Origin of the sequence: Sphingomonas sp. (genome assembly GCF_030145815.1) — a bacterium.
In the GTDB taxonomy this organism is placed as follows: Bacteria; Pseudomonadota; Alphaproteobacteria; order Sphingomonadales; family Sphingomonadaceae; genus Sphingomonas.
Genome location: NZ_JAIXHL010000012.1, coordinates 51,670 through 70,941, shown reverse-complemented (window position 1 = coordinate 70,941; position 19,272 = coordinate 51,670). Strand labels below are relative to the sequence as shown.

Annotated in this window: 19 protein-coding genes; 6 read left to right on the top strand and 13 right to left on the bottom strand. The window is 63.6% G+C overall.

What is annotated here, in order from left to right; translation table 11 throughout:
* The first annotated feature begins 42 nt into the window (after nt 1-42).
* From KYX69_RS12200 to KYX69_RS12190, 3 genes are read left to right on the top strand one after another with little or no spacing between them, the layout of a single operon-like run.
* Entirely contained in the window at nt 43-3,066 is a 3,024-nt protein-coding gene (locus KYX69_RS12200; RefSeq protein ID WP_300497670.1) for a TonB-dependent receptor, read from the top strand.
* Between the two features lie 46 nt (nt 3,067-3,112).
* On the top strand, nt 3,113-4,015 hold the full coding sequence (locus KYX69_RS12195) for an alpha/beta hydrolase (protein WP_300497668.1): 903 nt from the start codon (nt 3,113-3,115) through the stop codon (nt 4,013-4,015).
* Nucleotides 4,015-5,118, top strand: a complete 1,104-nt coding sequence (locus KYX69_RS12190) for a pectinesterase family protein (RefSeq protein ID WP_300497666.1) — start codon at nt 4,015-4,017, stop codon at nt 5,116-5,118. The genes KYX69_RS12195 and KYX69_RS12190 overlap by 1 nt, the downstream gene beginning before the upstream one ends.
* A gap of 460 nt (nt 5,119-5,578) precedes the next feature.
* On the opposite strand, the gene KYX69_RS12185 is transcribed toward KYX69_RS12190, so the two are convergent.
* The 4 genes from KYX69_RS12185 to KYX69_RS12170 are packed head-to-tail and all read right to left on the bottom strand — an operon-like array spanning nt 5,579 to nt 7,638.
* Nucleotides 5,579-6,112 (bottom strand): RadC family protein, encoded by a 534-nt coding sequence (locus KYX69_RS12185; RefSeq protein ID WP_300497665.1) that lies wholly within the window; start codon nt 6,110-6,112, stop codon nt 5,579-5,581.
* A gap of 17 nt (nt 6,113-6,129) precedes the next feature.
* Nucleotides 6,130-6,582 (bottom strand): hypothetical protein, encoded by a 453-nt coding sequence (locus KYX69_RS12180; RefSeq protein ID WP_300497664.1) that lies wholly within the window; start codon nt 6,580-6,582, stop codon nt 6,130-6,132.
* Nucleotides 6,583-6,623: 41 nt separating this feature from the next.
* Nucleotides 6,624-7,019: a hypothetical protein gene (locus tag KYX69_RS12175; protein ID WP_300497663.1), complete on the bottom strand. Its 396-nt coding sequence runs from the start codon at nt 7,017-7,019 to the stop codon at nt 6,624-6,626.
* 58 nt (nt 7,020-7,077) lie between these two features.
* On the bottom strand, nt 7,078-7,638 hold the full coding sequence (locus KYX69_RS12170) for a LuxR C-terminal-related transcriptional regulator (RefSeq protein WP_300497661.1): 561 nt from the start codon (nt 7,636-7,638) through the stop codon (nt 7,078-7,080).
* 225 nt (nt 7,639-7,863) lie between these two features.
* Between KYX69_RS12170 and KYX69_RS12165 the strand changes: the two genes are divergently transcribed.
* On the top strand, nt 7,864-8,760 hold the full coding sequence (locus KYX69_RS12165) for a hypothetical protein (RefSeq protein WP_300497659.1): 897 nt from the start codon (nt 7,864-7,866) through the stop codon (nt 8,758-8,760).
* A gap of 4 nt (nt 8,761-8,764) precedes the next feature.
* A complete protein-coding gene (locus KYX69_RS12160) occupies nt 8,765-9,076 on the top strand; it encodes a hypothetical protein (protein ID WP_300497658.1) in 312 nt (103 codons plus the stop codon).
* Between the two features lie 92 nt (nt 9,077-9,168).
* On the opposite strand, the gene KYX69_RS12155 is transcribed toward KYX69_RS12160, so the two are convergent.
* Nucleotides 9,169-9,450, bottom strand: coding sequence for a DUF6771 family protein (locus tag KYX69_RS12155; protein WP_300497656.1), 282 nt, complete (start codon nt 9,448-9,450; stop codon nt 9,169-9,171).
* Between KYX69_RS12155 and KYX69_RS12150 the strand changes: the two genes are divergently transcribed.
* Entirely contained in the window at nt 9,434-9,979 is a 546-nt protein-coding gene (locus KYX69_RS12150; RefSeq protein WP_367280206.1) for a DUF1810 domain-containing protein, read from the top strand. The genes KYX69_RS12155 and KYX69_RS12150 overlap by 17 nt on opposite strands.
* A gap of 493 nt (nt 9,980-10,472) precedes the next feature.
* Here the strand turns inward: KYX69_RS12150 and KYX69_RS12145 are convergent, their stop codons facing one another.
* The 8 genes from KYX69_RS12145 to KYX69_RS12110 all read right to left on the bottom strand — a co-directional run bounded on the left by KYX69_RS12145 (nt 10,473) and on the right by KYX69_RS12110 (nt 19,257).
* Nucleotides 10,473-11,228, bottom strand: coding sequence for an NYN domain-containing protein (locus KYX69_RS12145; RefSeq protein ID WP_300497654.1), 756 nt, complete (start codon nt 11,226-11,228; stop codon nt 10,473-10,475).
* A 406-nt stretch (nt 11,229-11,634) separates the two neighbouring features.
* On the bottom strand, nt 11,635-11,955 hold the full coding sequence (locus KYX69_RS12140; RefSeq protein ID WP_300497653.1) for a hypothetical protein: 321 nt from the start codon (nt 11,953-11,955) through the stop codon (nt 11,635-11,637).
* A gap of 277 nt (nt 11,956-12,232) precedes the next feature.
* Nucleotides 12,233-14,413 (bottom strand): outer membrane beta-barrel family protein, encoded by a 2,181-nt coding sequence (locus tag KYX69_RS12135; RefSeq protein WP_300497651.1) that lies wholly within the window; start codon nt 14,411-14,413, stop codon nt 12,233-12,235.
* Nucleotides 14,414-14,522: 109 nt separating this feature from the next.
* On the bottom strand, nt 14,523-15,389 hold the full coding sequence (locus KYX69_RS12130) for a hypothetical protein (RefSeq protein WP_300497650.1): 867 nt from the start codon (nt 15,387-15,389) through the stop codon (nt 14,523-14,525).
* Nucleotides 15,376-16,302, bottom strand: a complete 927-nt coding sequence (locus KYX69_RS12125; protein ID WP_300497648.1) for an ABC transporter ATP-binding protein — start codon at nt 16,300-16,302, stop codon at nt 15,376-15,378. The genes KYX69_RS12130 and KYX69_RS12125 overlap by 14 nt, the downstream gene beginning before the upstream one ends.
* Entirely contained in the window at nt 16,295-16,678 is a 384-nt protein-coding gene (locus KYX69_RS12120) for a GntR family transcriptional regulator (protein WP_300497646.1), read from the bottom strand. The genes KYX69_RS12125 and KYX69_RS12120 overlap by 8 nt, the downstream gene beginning before the upstream one ends.
* Before the next feature lie 483 nt (nt 16,679-17,161).
* A complete protein-coding gene (locus KYX69_RS23215; protein ID WP_367280205.1) occupies nt 17,162-17,803 on the bottom strand; it encodes a response regulator transcription factor in 642 nt (213 codons plus the stop codon).
* Nucleotides 17,788-19,257, bottom strand: a complete 1,470-nt coding sequence (locus KYX69_RS12110) for a HAMP domain-containing sensor histidine kinase (protein ID WP_300497642.1) — start codon at nt 19,255-19,257, stop codon at nt 17,788-17,790. The genes KYX69_RS23215 and KYX69_RS12110 overlap by 16 nt, the downstream gene beginning before the upstream one ends.
* Between the last annotated feature and the right edge of the window lie 15 nt (nt 19,258-19,272).

The window sequence follows — 19,272 nt, the reverse complement described above, 5'->3', positions numbered from 1 at the left end:
CATCGCACAAGGCGAGCGCGGAAACTTGGGGGAGGAGCGCAAATGCGCACGATGAATCACATCCTGTTGACCAGTGTTGCGGCGGTTGCCGTGCTGGCCGTCGCACCGGCCGAAGCGGCGGCGCAGATCCGCCGGTTCGACGTGCCGGCGCAATCGGCGCAGACCGGCATCCCCCAGTTCGCACGCCAGGCCGGCATCCAGATCCTCGCGCCCCAGGCGATTGTCGACGGGCTCAAGGTCAATCGCGTCAAGGGCACCATGCATGTCGCGGTCGCGCTGCGTCAGCTGCTCGCCGGGACCGATCTGATCGCGGTCGATGTCGGCGGGGCGATGGTGGTCAAGCGCCGCCCGGCAGGGACGCAGGCAGCCGTCACCCCGGCAGTCACGGCTTCGGCCGCGGTCGGTGCCGACGCTCCGGCCGCACTTCCTGCGCAGCAGGATGCCGCGACCGGCGCCGCTGACGACACCGGCCCGGGCGAAGAGATCGTCGTCACCGGCTTTCGCCAGTCGCTGCAGAGCGCGCAGGAGAACAAGCGGCGCGCGGTCAACACGATCGAGAGCATCATGGCGGAAGACATCGCCAAGCTGCCCGATCTCAACATCGCCGAATCGATTCAGCGCCTCCCCGGCGTCGCCATCTCGCGTGAGGGCGGTGAGGGCCGCAACATCACGCTGCGCGGCTTTGCGCCGGACTTCACGCGGACGACGCTGAACGGAATGGAAGTTCCCGCGAGCAGCGACGGGCTGGATTCGGGTGGTTTCACCGTGAACGCCGGTCGCGCATTCGACTTCCACATCTTTGCGTCGGAACTGTTCAACCGGATCGACATCCAGAAGACCCAGACCGCGTCGATCGAGGAAGGCGGCATCGCCGGTACGGTCGACCTGTACACGTCCAAGCCGCTCGACAATCCGGGCTTCAACGCATTCGTGTCGGGGCAGGGCGGATATAATTCGCTGACCCGCAAGGTCGATCCGCGCGTCGCTGCCGTCGTCAGCAACACCTTTGCCGACGATACGATCGGCATCCTGCTGTCGGCCGCCTATTCGCAGCGCACCGTGTATCAGGAGGGCTATTCGAGCGTCCTGTGGATCAGCCCTTACGTCAACGGCGACTCCTGGGCCGACACCAACCCGACCGTCACCGGCACGCCGCGCGCGTGCGGAGCGGCCGATCCGCTCGACTGCCTGTGGGCGCCGCGCCTGCCGCGCGCAGACTTTTTCGGGAATGACCAGAAGCGGCTGGGCCTGACCGCGTCACTGCAGTTCAAGCCGACCGAAAAGCTGCTCGTCACGTTCGACGCGCTGTATTCGCGGCTCGACAATGACCGCTATAGCTATAATTCGATGGAGTGGCTGCTGACCCATGGTCCGGCGGGCGGCTTTGTCGGCCAGACGCCGGTCGCCTTCACGATTGCACCGGATGGCCGACAGCTGATCGCGGCGCAATTCAACGACGTCACCTCCTGGTACGAAAGCCGGCACCAGCAGTCGACGTCGGAGTTCAAGCAGTTCGTGCTGTCGAGCAGCTACGAACTCTCCGACCGGGTGAAGATTGAGGGGCTGCTGGGCAAGGCGAGCGATGACGCCGACCGCACGGAATTGCGTTTCTACGCGCGCTCGGTGCCGCACGCCTTTTCCTACGACTATCGCACCAACCCCTATGTCCCGGTGGTCAGCTTCGGATCCTACGATCCCAATGTGTTCACCAACTATGTCGACGCCCTGACCGCGGCGAACCGCATCAACACCGTGCTGAAGGAAAATTACACCGGCAAGCTCGGCCTGACCTATGCCGATGACAGCGGTTTCTCGGCCAAGACCGGCTTTGCCTATAACAACCGCAAGGTCCGCTACGGCGAGGGGGCGGGGGCGAATGTCAACTTCAACCCGTCGACCTATATGCGCGCCTTTCCCTATCCCAATTTCGGTCAGGGGTTTGAGGGCATCGGGTTGAACCCCTTTGCGGTGATCGATTTCGACAAGATCGCCAGCAGCGGCCTGATCCCCGGCGGCTACACCACCAATGTCGGCGCCGGCTGGGAAGTGGGTGAGGAGACGCTGGCGGGCTATGTCGAGCTCAACGGCACCTTCGACCTTGGCGGGATGCAGCTGCGCGCCAATACCGGCCTGCGCTACGTCAAGACCAATCTGAGCTCGCAGGCGACCATCGCCGGCCAGCCGGTCGAGGTGACGCGCAGCTACGAAAACTATCTGCCGTCGATGAACCTGGCGCTGGACATCACCGACAAGCTGGTCGCACGCCTTGCTTACTCGCGCAGCATGACGCGACCCGGCCTCAGCACGCTGAACATTGCCGGACCCGTGTTCGGCTACACCACGCGCACCGTCGGCAATCTCGGCAATCCGGACCTCAAGCCCTATCAGTCGAACGACATCGATGCGGGCCTGGAATGGTATTTCGGCAAGGGCGGACTGCTGGCCGTCAATTTTTTCAACAAGGACATCACGACGTCGCTGACGACGCGGGTTGTGACGCAGATGGTCGACCCGGCCTTCTGGCCGGCCATTTATGCCGATCCGCAATATGACCCGTCCTACAATGCCGATCCGGCGCTGGTGCCTTACACCTTCACCATCCCCTTCAACGCGGACGGCGGCAACAGCGTGAAGGGGATCGAGCTGACCTATAATCAGCCCTTCACCTTCCTGCCCGGCGCCTTGCGCAACCTGGGCGTGGCATCCAACTACACCTATGTTTCGGCACGGGATTCGACGGGCCTGTCGCGCAACTCGTACAACCTCACGGTCTATTATGACTCGAAGAAGTTCGGGGCGCGGATTTCGGCGAACAAGCGCGACGATTATCTGCTGTCGCAGCCTGGCAGCAGCGGCAATGCGCAGGAGCGGAAATACGGGCCGACCCATGTCGACTTCTCGGCTTTTTACAACGTGACGCCGCAGCTCACGCTGACCGTCGAAGGGATCAACATCACCGATGAGGTCGAGCGCATCTATGGCACCGGCGACGGCACGCAGGACCTTACCCGGGAATACACGCACACCGGGGCGCAGTGGTTTGTCGGCGCTCGCCTGCGTTTTTAAACCGGCGGCCCTCTCCGCGGGTCTGCTCTGCGCCGTCGCCAATCCCGTGGCGGCGCAGAGCCTTTTGCCGATCGATGACAGCTTCAACGTCGCGCGGCGCTTTGCCGCGGACCGCGTGGCGCATCCTGAAATCACGTTGCCGCAGCTGCGCACCGCCAAGGGCCAGCGCATGCTCTTCGACCAGCGTTACCGGCATATCCGCGAGCGCGACCTTCATCTCGATATCTTCCTGCCGCCCGTGCGCCGATCGAACGGGCTGGGCATCCTGCTGATCCATGGCGGTGCCTGGGCGTCGGGTAACAAGTCGCACAGCTATCCGCTCGCCAATCTGCTCGCCCAGCGCGGCTATGCGGTGTTCATGCCCGAATTCCGCCTGTCGCCAGAGGCGGGCTATCCCGCCGGGTTGATCGACGTGAATGCCGCGATCCTGTGGGTGAAAGCGCGCAGCGCCGAGTTCGGGCTGCGACCCGATGGCCTCGCACTGGGTGGCGACTCATCGGGCGGGCAGATGGCGGCGCTGCTCGCCTATTCGGCGACGGCCGGACCGTTCGCGCCGCAAGCGGGCGCCGACACGCGGGTGCGCGCGCTGGTCGACCTCGACGGCGTGCTCGACATGACCGATCCGCTGGCGCTGCGCCATGAAGATGCCGCCCGCGCCGCATCGCCCTTCGCGCGCTGGGTTGGCGGCGACTATGCGAGCCAGACGGAGCGCTGGCGCGCCGCCAGCGCCGCGACGTATGTCGGCCCACAATCGCCGCCGACGCTGATCCTGGGCAGCAGCCATGATCGCTTTACCGCCGGCCGGGTCGGCGTGCAGGCCGCGCTCGACCGTCACGGTATCCGCAACCGCTTCGTCAAGTTCGACGGCGCGCCGCACACCTTCTGGCTCTACGACCCCTATCTGGCGCGCGTCGCGGCAGAGATTGACCGCTTTCTCCGGGACCGCTGATGAAGACCGCTCTCACCGCGCTGTTTCTCTCCTTGCTGTGCACGGCGGGGGCACCTGCACTTGCCAAGCCGGCCCCGCTAAAGGTGCGCGCCTCCTGCGCCGAGCAGCCGCGCTGCTTCACTACGATCGGCGCAGCGCTGGAGGCCGCCGAACAGGACCGGTCGGACCGCTGGGTCACGATCGATGTCGGCGCAGGCGCGTTTCGGGAAAAGCCGACGATCCGCCGCAACCGCATCCGGCTGATCGGGCGCGGGATCGGCCGCACCCGGCTGCACTTCGACGCGGTCGCCGAACATGCTGCGCATTATGATCGCGGCCGCTGGGGCACCGCCGGATCGGCGACGCTGACAGTCGCTGCCGATCAGGTCCTGATCTCGGGCATGACGATCGAAAACGACTTCGATTATCTCGCCAATGACGCGCTGCCCGAGCGCGATCCGCGCAAGATTTCCAATAGTCAGGCGGTCGCCGTCACGCTCGATACGACGAGCGACCGGGTGCTGTTCGATCGCGTCGCGCTGCTCGGCTATCAGGACACGCTGTTCACCCGCGGCAAGCGCGCGATCATCCGCAACAGCCTGATCGCCGGAAATGTCGACTTCATCTTCGGCAACGGCACGCTGCTGATCGAGCGCAGCGAGGTGCGCACGCGGCGGCGCGGCGCGGCGACCGATGGCGAGGCCTTCGCCTCGTTCGTCACCGCGCCATCGACGCCGATCAGCCAGCCGATCGGGATCGTCATCTATCGCTCGCGACTGACGCGCGAAGCGGGGGTTGCCGATGGCTCGGTCGCACTGGGCCGACCCTGGCATCCGACCACGGTGTTTCCGGACGGGCGCTATGCCGACCCCGCCGCGATCGGGCAGGCGGTGTTCATCGACTGCCATATGGATGCGCACATTCACCCGGATGGCTGGGCGAGCATGCCGGGAACCGCGCGCGACGGGACCAAGACCGCGATCTTCCGCCCGCAGGATTCGCGCTTTGCCGAGGTCCGCTCGCGGGGGCCCGGCGCGCGGCGACGCGACATCGGCATCACGTGGAAAGGCGCACCGGATATCGCGACCGCTCGGCGGGCAATGTTCGTACTCGACCCGGATTGATGGGGGCACCGATCGTTCGTGACGTGGCCGTGCATGGGATGACGGAGAAAATGGTGCCGGTTGCAGGAATCGAACCCGCGACCTTCGGTTTACAAGTTCATCCTGCGACTGCTGGAGGTGTTTCCAAGCATCCCCGAACCCCGCAGAAATCTGCGGGTTTCTGAATATTGCGCACGAGCGTCCTAGGGATCAAGCGAAAAATTGGCAACCACAGGAGCAAAAGTGGATCGGCTGATGTCGCATGCGAACATCGGTTTTCGGAAGTGAGGCGTGTGCGCGATATCCGCGGCAGGTGCTTTACCGCTGACGACAGAATTACATGGGCCTGCGGGCATTTTGACTGCTGCGCGTTGTTCTCATCAAAGTGGAGCTTCAATCGGATCCTCCGGAGTGCGGTGATGGCTGGGCTCGCAACGAGCATATCGGCGAGTACGAGCGTCGTGGAGTTGAACCCGTGCAATTAGAGCATGCCTTCCGATCGGAGGCTGCGGACCTCGCATCCGGCAATGATCAAGTGATCAAACAGCTTGATCCCGAGGGGAATGAGGGCACGCGCCAAGGTCCGTGTAACCTCGCGATCAGCTTTGCTCGCGGCGTTGTCTCCAGACGGGTGGTTGTGCGCGAGAATCAGTCCCGCAGCGCCCACGATCAGGGCATGCTGAACAATGGCTCGAATGCTGAAGTGCACCTGATCAACCTCGCCACATTCTACCAATTCGTCGATCAGGCGGTTGCGGCCGTCGAGGAACAGGATGTGTAGGGTCTCGATCGGTGCATGGCCGATCTCGATCGTCAAATAATCCCGAACCGCGGAGAGGCTTGCGAGCAGCGGCCGATCGACGAGCCGTGCTTTGAGCACATGGCGAAGCACGGCTCGGTTCAGGGCAAGATGGCGAGCAGTCTGAGGCGAGATGCCGATCGCTGTCAGGCATTGTTCGTCCGTGGCCAGAATGCGGGGAAGCGAACCCAGCCGCGCGAGCAGGAGCTCACCCACCGTGTCCGGGTCTGATGTTACAGGGGCAAGGAGCGCGACCAGGAGGCCGCGGCCCCTTGGATCCTGACCCGCCGCCAATACACCCGCGTCCCGACCGCCAGTATGATCAGCTGAAGGTAGGGCCAAAACACCGACATGATCGCATAAGCCGACCCGAGCAGGGTCGGATCGAGTGCTTTGGCGAAATGCCCGATCACGATGATCAGCTGCAGCGAGGCCGCTGCCATCGGCCAGTGCCGATTGGCCCGTAGTGCGAGTAGCGTCAGCGCAACCAGCAGGCACAGATCGATGAGTAGGTAGCCAATTTCGATGGTGCGCCACCGGTTCATTGCCACCGGATTGGCGAGGAGGGTCGCAAGCCATGCCGTCCAGTACAGACCCGCTGCGATCCGTTCGGGTGCGCCGCCCTTCCAGACAGCGAACCCGGTCGAGAAGAGTAGCAGCGCGACGAATGCGATGAAGAAGGCCATTGCCGTATCGAAACATCGTCGCGCCGCCCCGTCAATCTGAGCTAGGCCAGATCAGCAGGAACGACCGGCGCACCTTGCTGGTCCGGAGCCATACCGCTCGGTTTGCCAAGGTCCCATGGGCAGGTAGGCCCGGGGCAGCCCCAGCCATGCTCGGGAAGTGGCGTGCGTCCGACAGCTTTCATGAAGCTTCCATGGGCAAACTCGAACGCAAACTTGGCGTTGACCGAATGCTGCGTGCCTTCTGCAAGAGCGCGTGCGGTGGTCGCGAGTCGACCGTGGAAGATCGGATTCTCGCTGAGCTCCAACAGCCTTGCGAGGGCGCGCGCGCCGTCAAGCGCGGCGAAGCCCTGGGCGTGTTCTGCAGGAAGAAATGTCTCGGCGACCTCGGTCGCGGCGGCGCTTGCGAGCTTGATTTCGCTTTCCTTGAATTCCGGCATAACGTCTCCCTTTCCGCCGACGCCGTCGGCAGAGCTGTTGCTGCAGCGATTGAGCCAATCAGTTGATGAAGCCGAGCTTCGTTAGCGTTGCATCCAGCGACTGGACTGCGGCGAATGCGAGGAACGTCGCCAGGATCACAAGGACGGTTGTCCTGGCAATCCACCACAGCCTTTGACCGGAACTCAGTGCGTTGTCTCGACCCCAGCTCCCGAATTGCGTGAGTGGATCGGGATTTCCTGCAGGGATCGTCAGGTCGAACTCTGCGCGATCTTCACGAAGGAAGCTCCCGATCGCCATCTCCGGCGGAGCGGAGAAAGCCTTGTCGGGATTGACCTTTCTCGTGTTCGCTTCAAGCAGCTCTGCATTAAGTTTAAACTTCTTAAGGTCCTCTCCAGCGTCATGGCGTCTCAGCAGCAGGGCCGCTTCGTAGCGATCGCCGGCACCGAGAATTCGCCTTACCCGCGATGCATAGACGTTCACGGTATTGTGCGAGAGGCCGAGCTGCCGCGCGATGACCTTTGAGCTCGCACCGGTGCCAGCGAGCCGGATGCAATCCAGCTCGACCTCGGAAACGATCGGCAAGCGATCGCTGCCGTCGGGGGATGAGTCGCTGCTCATGCTGAGACGATATAAACATCGTTAACCGTCGATAAGTCCAAAACGGAGCCGGTCGCCACGACGGCTATGGTCGGCGGGGCCACGCCCAAAATCTCATGTCCGGGTGTGTCCTGCTCTTGCAACGGCCTGCGCACTCAAATGCATCCGATACGGACAAAGTGTTCGCGTGGATCGCGCCGGGCTTGGATAGGATGCGCCGTATTGGTGTAATTGAAAGCGAGAGCTATGGACCCGCGACACTTCGGTTCGATCGAATCTTTGGGCAGGTCTGTTCTGCTCCTCGGTGACGAGGGACCGGGAACCGATGCTGCGATTGAGGCAATCGCGCAAGCGGGTCTTTCCTGTCGTCTCCATGAAACCATCGATACGGCGCATTTAGCGCTGGAAGATTGTTTGGCCGATGTGTTGGTTCTTGAGGTCGGATCGACGCCACATGCGGATCTCGGGCGTCTGCTCGACCGGCTCGCAGCTTTTTCGTCCGAAACCGGCGTGCCTCTTGTAGCCAGTACGCCCTTGGAACAACTCGATCTGGTTGCTGGCCATCTCTGGCCGATCGAAGCGCTGCTGTTGTGCGAGCCGACTGCGGCGGATCGCAGGGCCGCGCTCGATCAGGCAGTTTTTAGACCGCGAGAACTCATATTGCGCGACAGCGCCGGCGCGCGAGACAATGACCTTGAAGTCATGCGCGAAGATATCGACAAGATCGCCCGGACCGTGCAGGTGCTCGCAGCGGAAACGGGGCTCGCAAAGAGCTCGGCGTTCGTCTCGACCCTGGACGCGACCGGTCGCGCGGAAATTGTGCGCCGGACCATCCGGGCGCGCAGGATGCGCGAACGATATTTCGACAGCCGGCTATTTGCCGATCCGGCCTGGGACATGTTGCTCGACCTCTATGCTGCCCATCTGGAAGGACGGGAGGTCTCGATCTCAAGCCTTTGCATTGCGGCGGCGACGCCACCGACCACGGCATTGCGGTGGATCGGGTCGATGACCGACGCGGGCATGTTGGTTCGTCAACCCGACCAACGCGACAGGCGGCGGCACATGATTTCGCTGTCAGATGGCGCATTGCGCGCGATCGAACGCTATTTCAGCGCGGCCTATGCGCTGGGAACTTTCTAAGCGGTTGACGCGCGTGATCTTCGATCCCGAACTGGTCAGTGCCGAGACTCAGCGCCGTGTATTTCTCGGAATTGTCGACGCAATTGTCGCGATGGCCAGAAGCGCGCCGAGCGAGGGATCGGGGCAGCCCCTCGAGCTCGGCGCGACCATCGATGGCCTGCTGGAGGTGATCGCCACACTGCTCGTCAATGCGCAGATACTTCCCGATGCCGTGGCTGATGTGCAGGTGTGCGAGGATATTCGGGCCGCACTGGCGGCGCATATCCGCCACTGCCGTCTGGAGCTCGATACGGTGGACGTCCCGGTGCGGCACTAGCGGCCAATGGGTGCCGGGATATGGCGGAAACTGATCCGACCGGCGGCCCGATCCAGTCCTGGCCATAGCCGTCCAAATGTTTGGCCGCCATGTCACAGTCTTAGACAAAGCTGGTTGCGATCGTCCGGCTGGTCCTCGCCGATGATCGTGCGGGCAAGTTCGAGCGCCGCTTGCCTGCGCAGCCGTTCACCAGGAGCGGCGATCCCGAGCCTGACCCAGGCCGGGGCTGACAGGATGGCGTCGGCAATCTGATCGGGGGCTATTCTGTTCACGACGCAGATGTGGAACATATAAAGAACATCCGCAAGCCGGGTTGGTACGGTGGCTGGCTTTTGCTTCGGCTCCGGTCTTTCATCGATGAAGCGCATCGACATGGGCTGGCGTCATGTTACGAACAATGCGGGAACAAGCGGGGATTCGCTCGAAGGGGGAAACGGCGTGGGCGGGACTGAACTTGGCGGAACTCGGGACGTCGAGCTCGAGCGATTCGTGACAGCGCAGCATGGCGTTTATGAGCAGGCGCTCGCCGAGATTCGTGCGGGTTCCAAAAGATCACATAGGATGTGGTTCGTCTTCCCTCAATTCGAAGGTCTGGGCCGCAGTGAAACCGCACGACACTATGCGATCCGGTCGCTCGAAGAGGCACGGGCGTATCTGCGCCATCCGGTGCTGGGTGCGCGCTATCTCGAGTGTGTTAGCGAACTTCAGGACCTTCCGAATGCCGATCCGATTGCCGTGTTCGGCGAGGTGGACGCGCTCAAGCTGCGCTCGTCGTTGACTCTGTTCGAGGCGGCGCGGCCGCTGGCGCTCTTCGAGGATGCGCTGGCCCGTTGGTTCGGGGGCGTCGCTGACGCCGAGACGTTGAAGCTGCTCGGTGAGGGGGTAGGGCAGGAACCGCGCTAACGGGGCTGGCCTGGCGCGGATGGCAGGTCTTGAGATTTTACAATGGATGGTCGATCCTCCATCTCCGCGCGCTGAATTGTCTGCTCATTTGTCTGGTTCCGGATCTTGATGCGCCTGGCGGTGTCGCGGCGTGGCGACGTTGCGCTTGAGTCATGCATCACAAGCTGTGAGCGGCTCACTTTGCGGAATCGGTTCAATGCACGGTGCGGAGCGATTGCTTCCAGCTGGGCGTTTATGAAGCACGTGCAACGCGCGCATTATCGGGTCCGAGGTCTATTGCGGCCGAGGCAGACCACGGCAGGGCGGGGCTGCATATTCCGACTTGGTGTGCCACAGCCTGGGTACGGGGGGTGGGGGAGGTCGGTTGGCTCTCCGCCGGGAGCTGGGTTCATTCCTCCACAATGCGAGCGACCCCGACCCGTATTCGCCGGCTGCCCGATGACGCCCTTTTTAGTTTCATCAACTCCGATGCTCGGTGTCGCCGCGCGCGGCGCTATTGCATGGGGCGGTCGGACCCGCTCCTTGGCCGAATATAGACCATGAGATTGTCGCGCCTGATGTCGAACGCTTCCGAGCGCTCGATCAGGGTGACCAGTTTCGGACAACCATAGCTGCGCGCATCGAAGTCGGGCATCAGTGCCGACAGCCGGTTGCCGACCGCACCAAGAAAATACCAACCGTCCGTGTCATCGAGTTGGCCTAGCGCTGTGCGGATTTTCGGGATGGCAGCGTGCGGGGGCGATTTCAGAATGACCGGTCCGGGCGATGCGGATTGGTCGGTCGCATGCGCCGCGTTTCCGGCGGGCAACAGATTTTCAGTGTAGATGAAGCGTTTGCATGCCTGGCGGAAGCTCAGGGGCGTCTTGCGCTCGCCGAACCCGTAGACATCGGCGCCCTGCTCGCGAATTCGCGCAGCGAGCCGCGTGAAATCGCCATCGGACGATACCAGGCAGAAGCCGCCAAATCGTCCGGTATGCAACAGGTCCATCGCATCGATGACCATCGCAATGTCGGACGCATTCTTGCCGGCTGTGTTAGCCGGTGTCTGTTGCGGAATGATCGCGAAAGGAGCGAGCGCTTCGGACCAGCCCTTCAATTGCATGCCTGAAAAGTCACCATAGATTCGGCGAACGCTTGCTTCCCCGATCGACGCTACCTCTTCGAACAGGCCTTTGGCGATCCGCGGGGACGCATTGTCCGCGTCAATGAGAAGGGCCAGCCGGGTCGAGCGGTCAAGTTCCTGGGTCATGCGGCTGCGTAACTGGAGAACGCTAACGGGGCGTTGCTATATGCCGGCGACGCCGTGTGACATGACCAGCCCGAGCGATGTGCACAGAATGGCTGGATGGCGGTTACGCTTGGGGTCTCAGCCTGACCGCCAGTGCAACGACGGGGGCGCCGCAATCTTGCCGGGTGCTGCAAGGTCGAGGGCCGGGCGCAACAGCGGCCCGGTTTCAACGTGTCCGACGCGGCATCTGCGACTGACGGCTCAAGCGCCGGCGGCGCGCGTGTCGCTGCAATGCCGGGGCCAGGCCGATGCGGGTTGAGGGCCGGTGGCCCGCAAGGCCGGATCCGCGTCCGACGTCGCCTTCTAGGCCGGTTTGAGGCTGGCATGCTGGCGCAATCCTACCTACTTGCGCGAGATCGATACCCTTTTAAGCGCCGCCCTTGAACGAAGTCAGCTCGGCACCGCGGCGCCGCGTCTTCACCGCGTCTGCGGCGCTGCTTGCTCTGTCGCAAATGCGGTCGCGAGACGGCGAGCAATGAACACGCCAACTCCCAGCGAATTGCAGCAGGCGATCGATTTTCTGTCGAGCGCGGAAGAACTGCACGTGGACGCGGCTTTGCCCGATGTGCCGGATTATCCGGCGCTTGCGCGACACGCGCAGTGTCACGGTCGCAACGTCACACCACTCGCGATACGCTGCGCCTTTCAGTTGATCATGCGCACCCGTCTGCTGGGTCCAGCGATGCAACCAGACTCCTTGTTTCAGGAGAGGCCAGCAAATAGTGACAAGCATGTCGCTCGGTCACGGGGCGGCAACCCAAGCGTCTGATCAATCCAATTTACGCTCAAGACAATCCGCCCCGTAAGCGCCGGCGCGTTTTCAGGACAGCCCGGAACTGCCCACGACCCGCAAGGCGCGGAAGTCGCGACCATATCACCGGACAATGTTGACTTGGCCAAGGTTGGATGAGGGCTGCATTTCGAAAGGTAACTACCACTAGGCCGCGCATTGATGAGGTCAGCGCTTACTGCGGCACTCCCCCTTGGTCAAAGTCGAAGCCAGGGTCGTTGCGTCGGCGATTGCTCTGGCCGAGCGTGTAGGTCACACCGAACAATAGGATCCTGCCCGCGCCGCGCTGTTCGAAGCGGTCGCGCAATGTCGGTGTTTCGATGAAGGTCACCTGCTTGGCGGTGTCGAGCACATTCTGCGCCGTCAGCATCAGACTGAAGCGGTCATTGAGCTTGCGGCGATAGCCGAGGTTGAGCACGCCGTCCGACCGGCGATAGCCCTGTGCGAGCAGCTGATCTCCCGACAGGAAACCGCTGACCTGCACATAGTCCTTCTGGGTCGGCTGCCATGTCAGGTTGGCGCGCAGCGTTCCGGTGGTGCCGGATCGCGGTGCCGCCACTCCGCCGATCCGCGCGTCGATCTCGTTCCACAAAACTGTCGCAGAGGCATTGTAGCTGAGCGTCTTGGACAGCTTGCCATTGGCGATAATCTCTACGCCAGCGCGCTCCCCGGTCGCGAGATTGGCGCGCGTCGTGAGAAACGCGCTGCCGAGATCGGTCACGACATCGGTCACGCCGCCGCGCGAGGTGCGGTAAAAGGCGGTAACCGAATAGAGGGCTCCGCCCTTGCGCAGATGCCAGCCCAGTTCGAACGAGTCGGTCACTTCGGGCAGGAGATCCGGATTGCCGCGGCGCAGGTTCAGCGGGTCGATGTAGAGCGTGTAGGGGTTCAGGTCCTGACCCGAAGGGCGCTGGACCCGGCGGCTGTAGCTCGCGCGCAGCTTCTGGCTTGCCGACAGTTCGTAACCGAGATGCAGCGTGGGATAGGCGCGGAAATAGTCGTTCTTGGCGCGCACCCCGTCGGTGATCTGATTGAGGTCCAGATCGACCTGCTCGAGCCGCAGCCCTGGCTGAAGTTCCAGCTTGCCGGTATCGATCTGATAGGTCGCGAACAGCGCATGGACGCTCTGACGCAGATCGAAGCGGTTGGTGAGTCCGGCGACCGGGGCCAGCGTGTCGAAGCTCCCGCCCCGTGCGCCCTGGAAGTCGAAATCCGTGTCGCTGATCTCGCCCTGATAGCCGATGTTGAGCGAGCGCCCTTCGCCCATCGCCCGTTTGTAATCGAGCTTGATGTTGAGGTCCGATCGGTCGCCGGCGTTGCGGATACGTTCGTAAGTCGAAGTACCTCCCGTAGGGGTTGTAATCCCCTCAATCTCGCGGCGCATGCGGAACTGCTCCAGCTCGACATCGGCTGACATCTCATGGCCGGTAGCGATCGTCTTGCGCCACGACGCCCGACCGCCCAGCGCGCGCATCCGCATGGCCATATCCGATTCACGGTCAAAGCCGCCGCCCGCCGCAGCCCCGACGACGCTGTCGTCGCGATCGCTTTCGACGCGGTTGTTGCGCCAGTTGAACTCGGCGCTCAGGCGGTTCTTCTTGTCGAGGTCGTAGTCGATGCCGAAGCGCGCGCTGCGTGCCGACAGCGTGTTGTCCTGCAGGCTTTCCTGCCGGCTGGTCAGCGTGTTGCCGCTGCCGTCGATGCGGACCCGGTCCTGGACCAGGCCGCTTTCGGTCGTGAAACGCCGATAGTTAAGCTCACCGGTCAGCGTCAGCGGCCCGGCGGAGTTTGCGATGCTCGCGCTGACGCCGCCGCGCCCTTCGCCACCGACATTGGCGCGCACCGTTACAGAACGAGTGTTGCTTCGTGTGCGCCGGGTAACGAGATTGATGACCCCCGCCGATCCCTCCGGGCTAAACGCGGCGGAGGGATTGGTGATGACTTCGACCCGCTCGATCTGCCCCGCAGGCATGGTCAGCAGCACGTTGCCGCGCGACTCGCCGCGCATCATCGCCGACGGGCGTCCGTCGATCAGGATGGTGACGCCCTGATCACCGCGCAGGCTGACGCGCCCTTCCAGATCGACCTCGACCCCGGGGACATTGCGGAGCGCGTCGGCGACGGTTCCGGTCTGGGTCTGAAGATCCTTGCCGACATCGAAGCTCATTCGGTCGGTCGAAACGGTCACCGCTTCACGGCCGCCGGTAACGACCACCTCCTCGGGCTTGGCAGGGGCAGGTTTTTGTTCCTGCTGCGGCTTCGCGGCCGGTGACGGTGCAGTCTGAGCGTGGGCGGCGACAGCGGCGGTGATGGCGGTGCCGGCGAGCAACGCGAGGGCAAGACGGGACACGAGCATGGAGCAGGACCTTTCGGGTGAACTGGGTGCGCGACGGGGTATCGCGCGTGCCGGGTGAGCGGCATGAGCGGGACATGAGCCTTTCGTGAAATGCGGGAGGCGCTGGGGCCTAGCGCTCCCAGTGGCGGCGGACTGCCAGGCCGAACAGGGCGAGCGAAGCGGCGAGCCAGGCTCCGGCGGCGACAGCCCAGCCGCTGATCGCCGGCAGTGCCGTCCATATCTGGACGTAGCGTTTGCCTGTTCCTGGACGCCAATAGGAAAGGCTACCCTCCCCTCCACTCAACAGGAAGTCGATGCCGACCGGACCATTGACGCACCAGCCCCATAGCTGCGCGATCGCGCGTTCGAACCCGCCCGGGGGGCCAAGATTGTTGGCGGCGGACAGGAACAGGCCAGCCCCCACGCCCAGCCCTGCGATCCACCGTACGGGATAGCGAAACCCTAATACAGCAGCGCTTGCGATCAGATAGACGATCAGGCCTGCGACGAACGGGACCAGCCACATCCACCCCGGCGTGTGCCAGTCGTGACGGGTCAGGGCGTCTGCGGTCGCCTCGACCATCCGCACTTCCTGTTCGCCCACCCCGCCACCGCTCGACAGTGCTACAAGCGCGAGCGCAGCGAAGGTGATGAGCATTGCGAGCATCATCCAGGCCGCGCCCGCCAGCACCTTGGCAATCGCCGCCTCCTGACGACGGACCGGCAGCGTCCATAGCAGCGCGCGGTCGAATGGACGGTCGCCCTTCCACACCGCGAACGGCAGCAGGGCGGCGACGAACAAGGGCGGTAACAATAGCTCGGGTTCGAGATACAGCTGCTCGTCATAGCGCCACGCAGCGAACAGAGAGATCGTGCAGATCAGCGTCAGCGCTGCGGCTGCCAGTGCGCCTTCGCGCAGCAACGCGAAACCGGTCACGCGGACCTGCTCGGCCAGAATCGAGCGAAACGGTAAGGCGCGGGGATCAGGCGAATACATGGCTGTTCTCCGACTGGAGCAGGATCGGAACGATATCAGTGAGTCCAACGGCAGTGACGTCGCGCACGACCGCGCCCGAAGCGACGACGGCGGCGATGATCTCGTCCTCCGTGCCTGCCGCAACCAGCCGGACGGCCCGGCCAATCGACGGATCGCGGCGCAGGATCGCCGCGGTGAGCGGGTCGGACGGCGTCCAACCATCCGGCGCATCGACATGATAGCGCCGGACCCGCGACACCAGCGCGTCCAGAGGCTGTTGCGCGATGAGGCGGCCAGCGCGCAGCACGCCGACACGATCGACCAGCGTGTCAACTTCTCCGACCAGATGGGTCGATAGGATCGCCGTTGCGCCGGTATCGGCAAGATGGGCTGCAAGCAGCGACAACGCCTCAAACCGCACCAGCGGGTCGAGACCGTCGGTCAGTTCGTCGAGCAGCAGGAGGCGCGGTCGATGAGCGAGCGCGGCCACGATCTGGACGCGACGCGCCTGCCCCTTGGACAGCGTGCCGAGCGGCCGGTCGAGCCGGACGCCGAGCCGCTTGACAATCTCGGCTGCATAGCCGCTGTCCCAGCCGGGATAGAAGCGCGCGACGTGCGCCAGGAACCGGTCGGCGCGCAACCATCGATAGGCGCCCTCGCCGGTCTCCGGCACATAGCCGCACTGTGCGCGTACCGCCGGACCTGCAAGCGCGGCGTCCAGGCCGAGCACGCGCGCATGCCCGGCGTCCGGATGTTCGGCATTGAGCAACACACGCAGGAGCGTGCTCTTGCCCGCCCCGTTAGTTCCGGCGAGCAGATAGACACCGCCGTCCGGCACTGACAGCGACACCCCGTCGAGCGCGACCTCGCGGCCAAAACGCTTGATCAATCCCTCGGTCCGGACTGCGACCGATCCGGTTTCGGGGCTATGCATTCGCGTCTCCCTTGGCATCGGGCGTCTGCGCCAGTGCCGCGATCAGTTCTTGTGTGGTGAAGCCGTAGCGATGCGCGTCGGTCGCGGCACGTTCGGCCACCTGGCCGAGCAGCTTCGCGCGACCGACCGCAGGTTCGCGCTGCGCAGCGACATAGGTCCCCTGGCCCCGCCGAACATAGACAACATCGTCGCGCTCCAGCTCGCGATAAGCCTGGACGATCGTGTTGTGGTTGACCCGAAGATCGGCGGCGAGCTGGCGCACCGATGGCAGCGGATCGTCCGCCCGAAGATCGCCAAGCGCGATGAGCCGCCGCACCTCGTCCATGATCTGAACGTAGATCGGCCGTGTCGCGTGCGGATCGATACTGAACCCCATCTCGCCTCCGATTCGGTGTTCCGGCACACTAGAACAGTGTTACGCCATGTCAAGCTCGGGTCGGCCGAATGTCGCGCGTGTTGCCATGGCCAGGGGGGCCGCCTGTTGAGCAGTGCCAGAGCAACACCCCGTTCAGTAACGTCTGTACGTCCCGAAAAATCGTTCGATACGCCTCCTCAGTTTGAGGCTGCTGCAACACATCTGAAGGCCGTGTGCGCCTGGGGTTGTGCCATCGGCTGCGTAGCGCCGTGGATACCAGATGGAGTGCTGCCACAAACGCCCCATATGCCATGTCCGCTACAGCGCAGAATGCCGGCCGAGGCCGAGGCAGCGACGCCAGTTAGCTATGGCGAGCAGGTCGAGATTGGGGGGCGGATTCGCCACATCGTCAGCTTGCGAGGTCGATCGTCCAGGAGTCGAGCGTCGTTCCGGTGGTCGCACATCCTAAACGGCGACCCGGCGGGAACCGGGCCGGCTGACGCGCTAGATCAGTCCCCGGGTTCGTGCCCGCATCGCGGCGTCAGTTCGGTTCAGCGCCCCAACGGCTGCGATCGCCTGGGTCACATGACTTTTGACGGTTGCAGGCGATACCCCAAGGCACCGAGCGATTTCCTTGTTCGACCTTCCATCAGCGATGAGGCGCAGAACATCGCGCTGACGGGCAGTCGGAGTGCGACGATCGTCTGCTTCGACCTGATCGGCTTGCGGGCCGGGGGAGCTCGCTGGGTTAAGCAGTTCCGCGAGCCGCGGCGGAAGATAACGCTCGCCCATCAGAGCAAGTCCGACCGCAGCGAGCACAACGCCGCTCGACGCTGTCTTGGGCACGAACGCATCGACACCTGCAGCGATCAGGTCGAGCAGCAGCGCATCGTCCGTCGAACCTGTAACGATGACGACTTTGGCCCGCGGCGCGGCCGCGCGAAGCGCCGCGATCCCTTCGCGGGGCGCGGCTCCGGGCATGGAAAGATCGACGAGGCAGACATCCGGGGAGCGTGCGGCGAGCCGCAGCGCCTCATCGAAGTCGGTGGCGGTCAGTATTTCGGTATCCGGCCAGCGAGACCCGATTGCGAGCGATAGCGCATCGCGGACCAACGCATGATCGTCACAGATCAAACAGCTATGCATTGTTCTTCGTCATTCGCTGCCAACGGAGCGGGGAGTTGGGCGATCGATGCGCTCGGCAGCGTCAGAACGAAATGGGCGCCTCGCGCGGTCTTGGCGATGCATGCAAGATCGCCTCCCATCGCGCGTACCAATCGCCGCGCGGTCGACAGGCCGAGCCCGAAACTGCCGTCCTGGGCGACGGTCGCGCCGCGCGCAAAATCCTCAAAGAGCATGCCTGCAAATTTCGGGTCGATGCCCCGGCCATCATCGATGACATGAATGGCGACTTCGCCAGCGTGCCGCCGCGCGCCGATCAACAGCCGCGACCCACCGGAATGACGGATGGCATTGACCACCAGATTGCTCATCGCCCGGCGAAATATGATCGGATCGACAACAATCTCATGGCCCAAGGCGACCGGCCGCACGCGAAGGTCTGCGCGGTTCGCAGCTTCTGCCTGTTCAGCGAGCACCTCATCGACGATCTCGCCAAGGATCAACCGTACCGGACGCACAACCTGCGCCCCGCTGCGAACACGCAGATTTTCGAGCATTGCCTGGAGCAATGCCTCGGTCGCAGCAAAGGCACGCCGTGCGCCGAGGATCGCACGCGCACGCGTTGCGGCCTGCTTGGATCCGACTGCCTGATCGAAAAACAGGCTCGCTGCCTGCACCGGCTGCTGGAGATCGTGTGTGGCCGAAGCGATGAATGCGGTCATGGCGTCGCGCTGGGCGGCGACTTCATGCATCGCCTTGCTGAGCGCCGCGCCCCTCTGCTCGGCAAGCGCTTGGGCTTCGATCGATTGTGCAAGTGCCCGCTTGATCAGCCCCCGAAACCCGAACAGCGCGCTACCGAACAGAAACAAGAATCCGCCGATGGCAAGGTTATGAGGACCGGCACGAGTCAGTTCGAAGAGGATGAGGGACCCGAGCAGAACGACGATGGCTACCGGCGTCCCGTCGGCCGTCTGACTCGTCGCCATGATCTGCACGATGAGGAACCAGCTGTACAGGACGTACATCAAAGCCCGAAGTTCCGGCCCGGCGGCCGGAAGCAGCAGCCATATGCTGAGCGCAGTCAGCAGATTGACCCCTAGCATCAACGCCTTCGCCAGCGGCAGCCAAAGGCGAACAGCCGCGTCAGGATCGCGCTTCTCGTTGCGCGCAATTGCCATCACCATTCCGAGTCCGGCCAGCAGTGCGGTGTAGCCGGCCGCCCATGGCCAGAACAGCCAAGGCGCCACCAATGATCGGAAGGTAAACACCACGAACGCGAAGGTCCCCGTGAGAACCACAAGTCCGAGAACGGTCATGGCCGTGTTCGCGCGCACTTCTCGTGCCGCCACGATTGCTTTCAACGCGCTATCTTCGTGACCGTAGTTTCCCCCCGAAACCATATCCATCTCACCCATCCGGATCGCCCAATCGGCCGATGCCTTATCCCGGGAAACTACAATAGTCTCGGTTTCGGACAAGCACTTAACACGTGT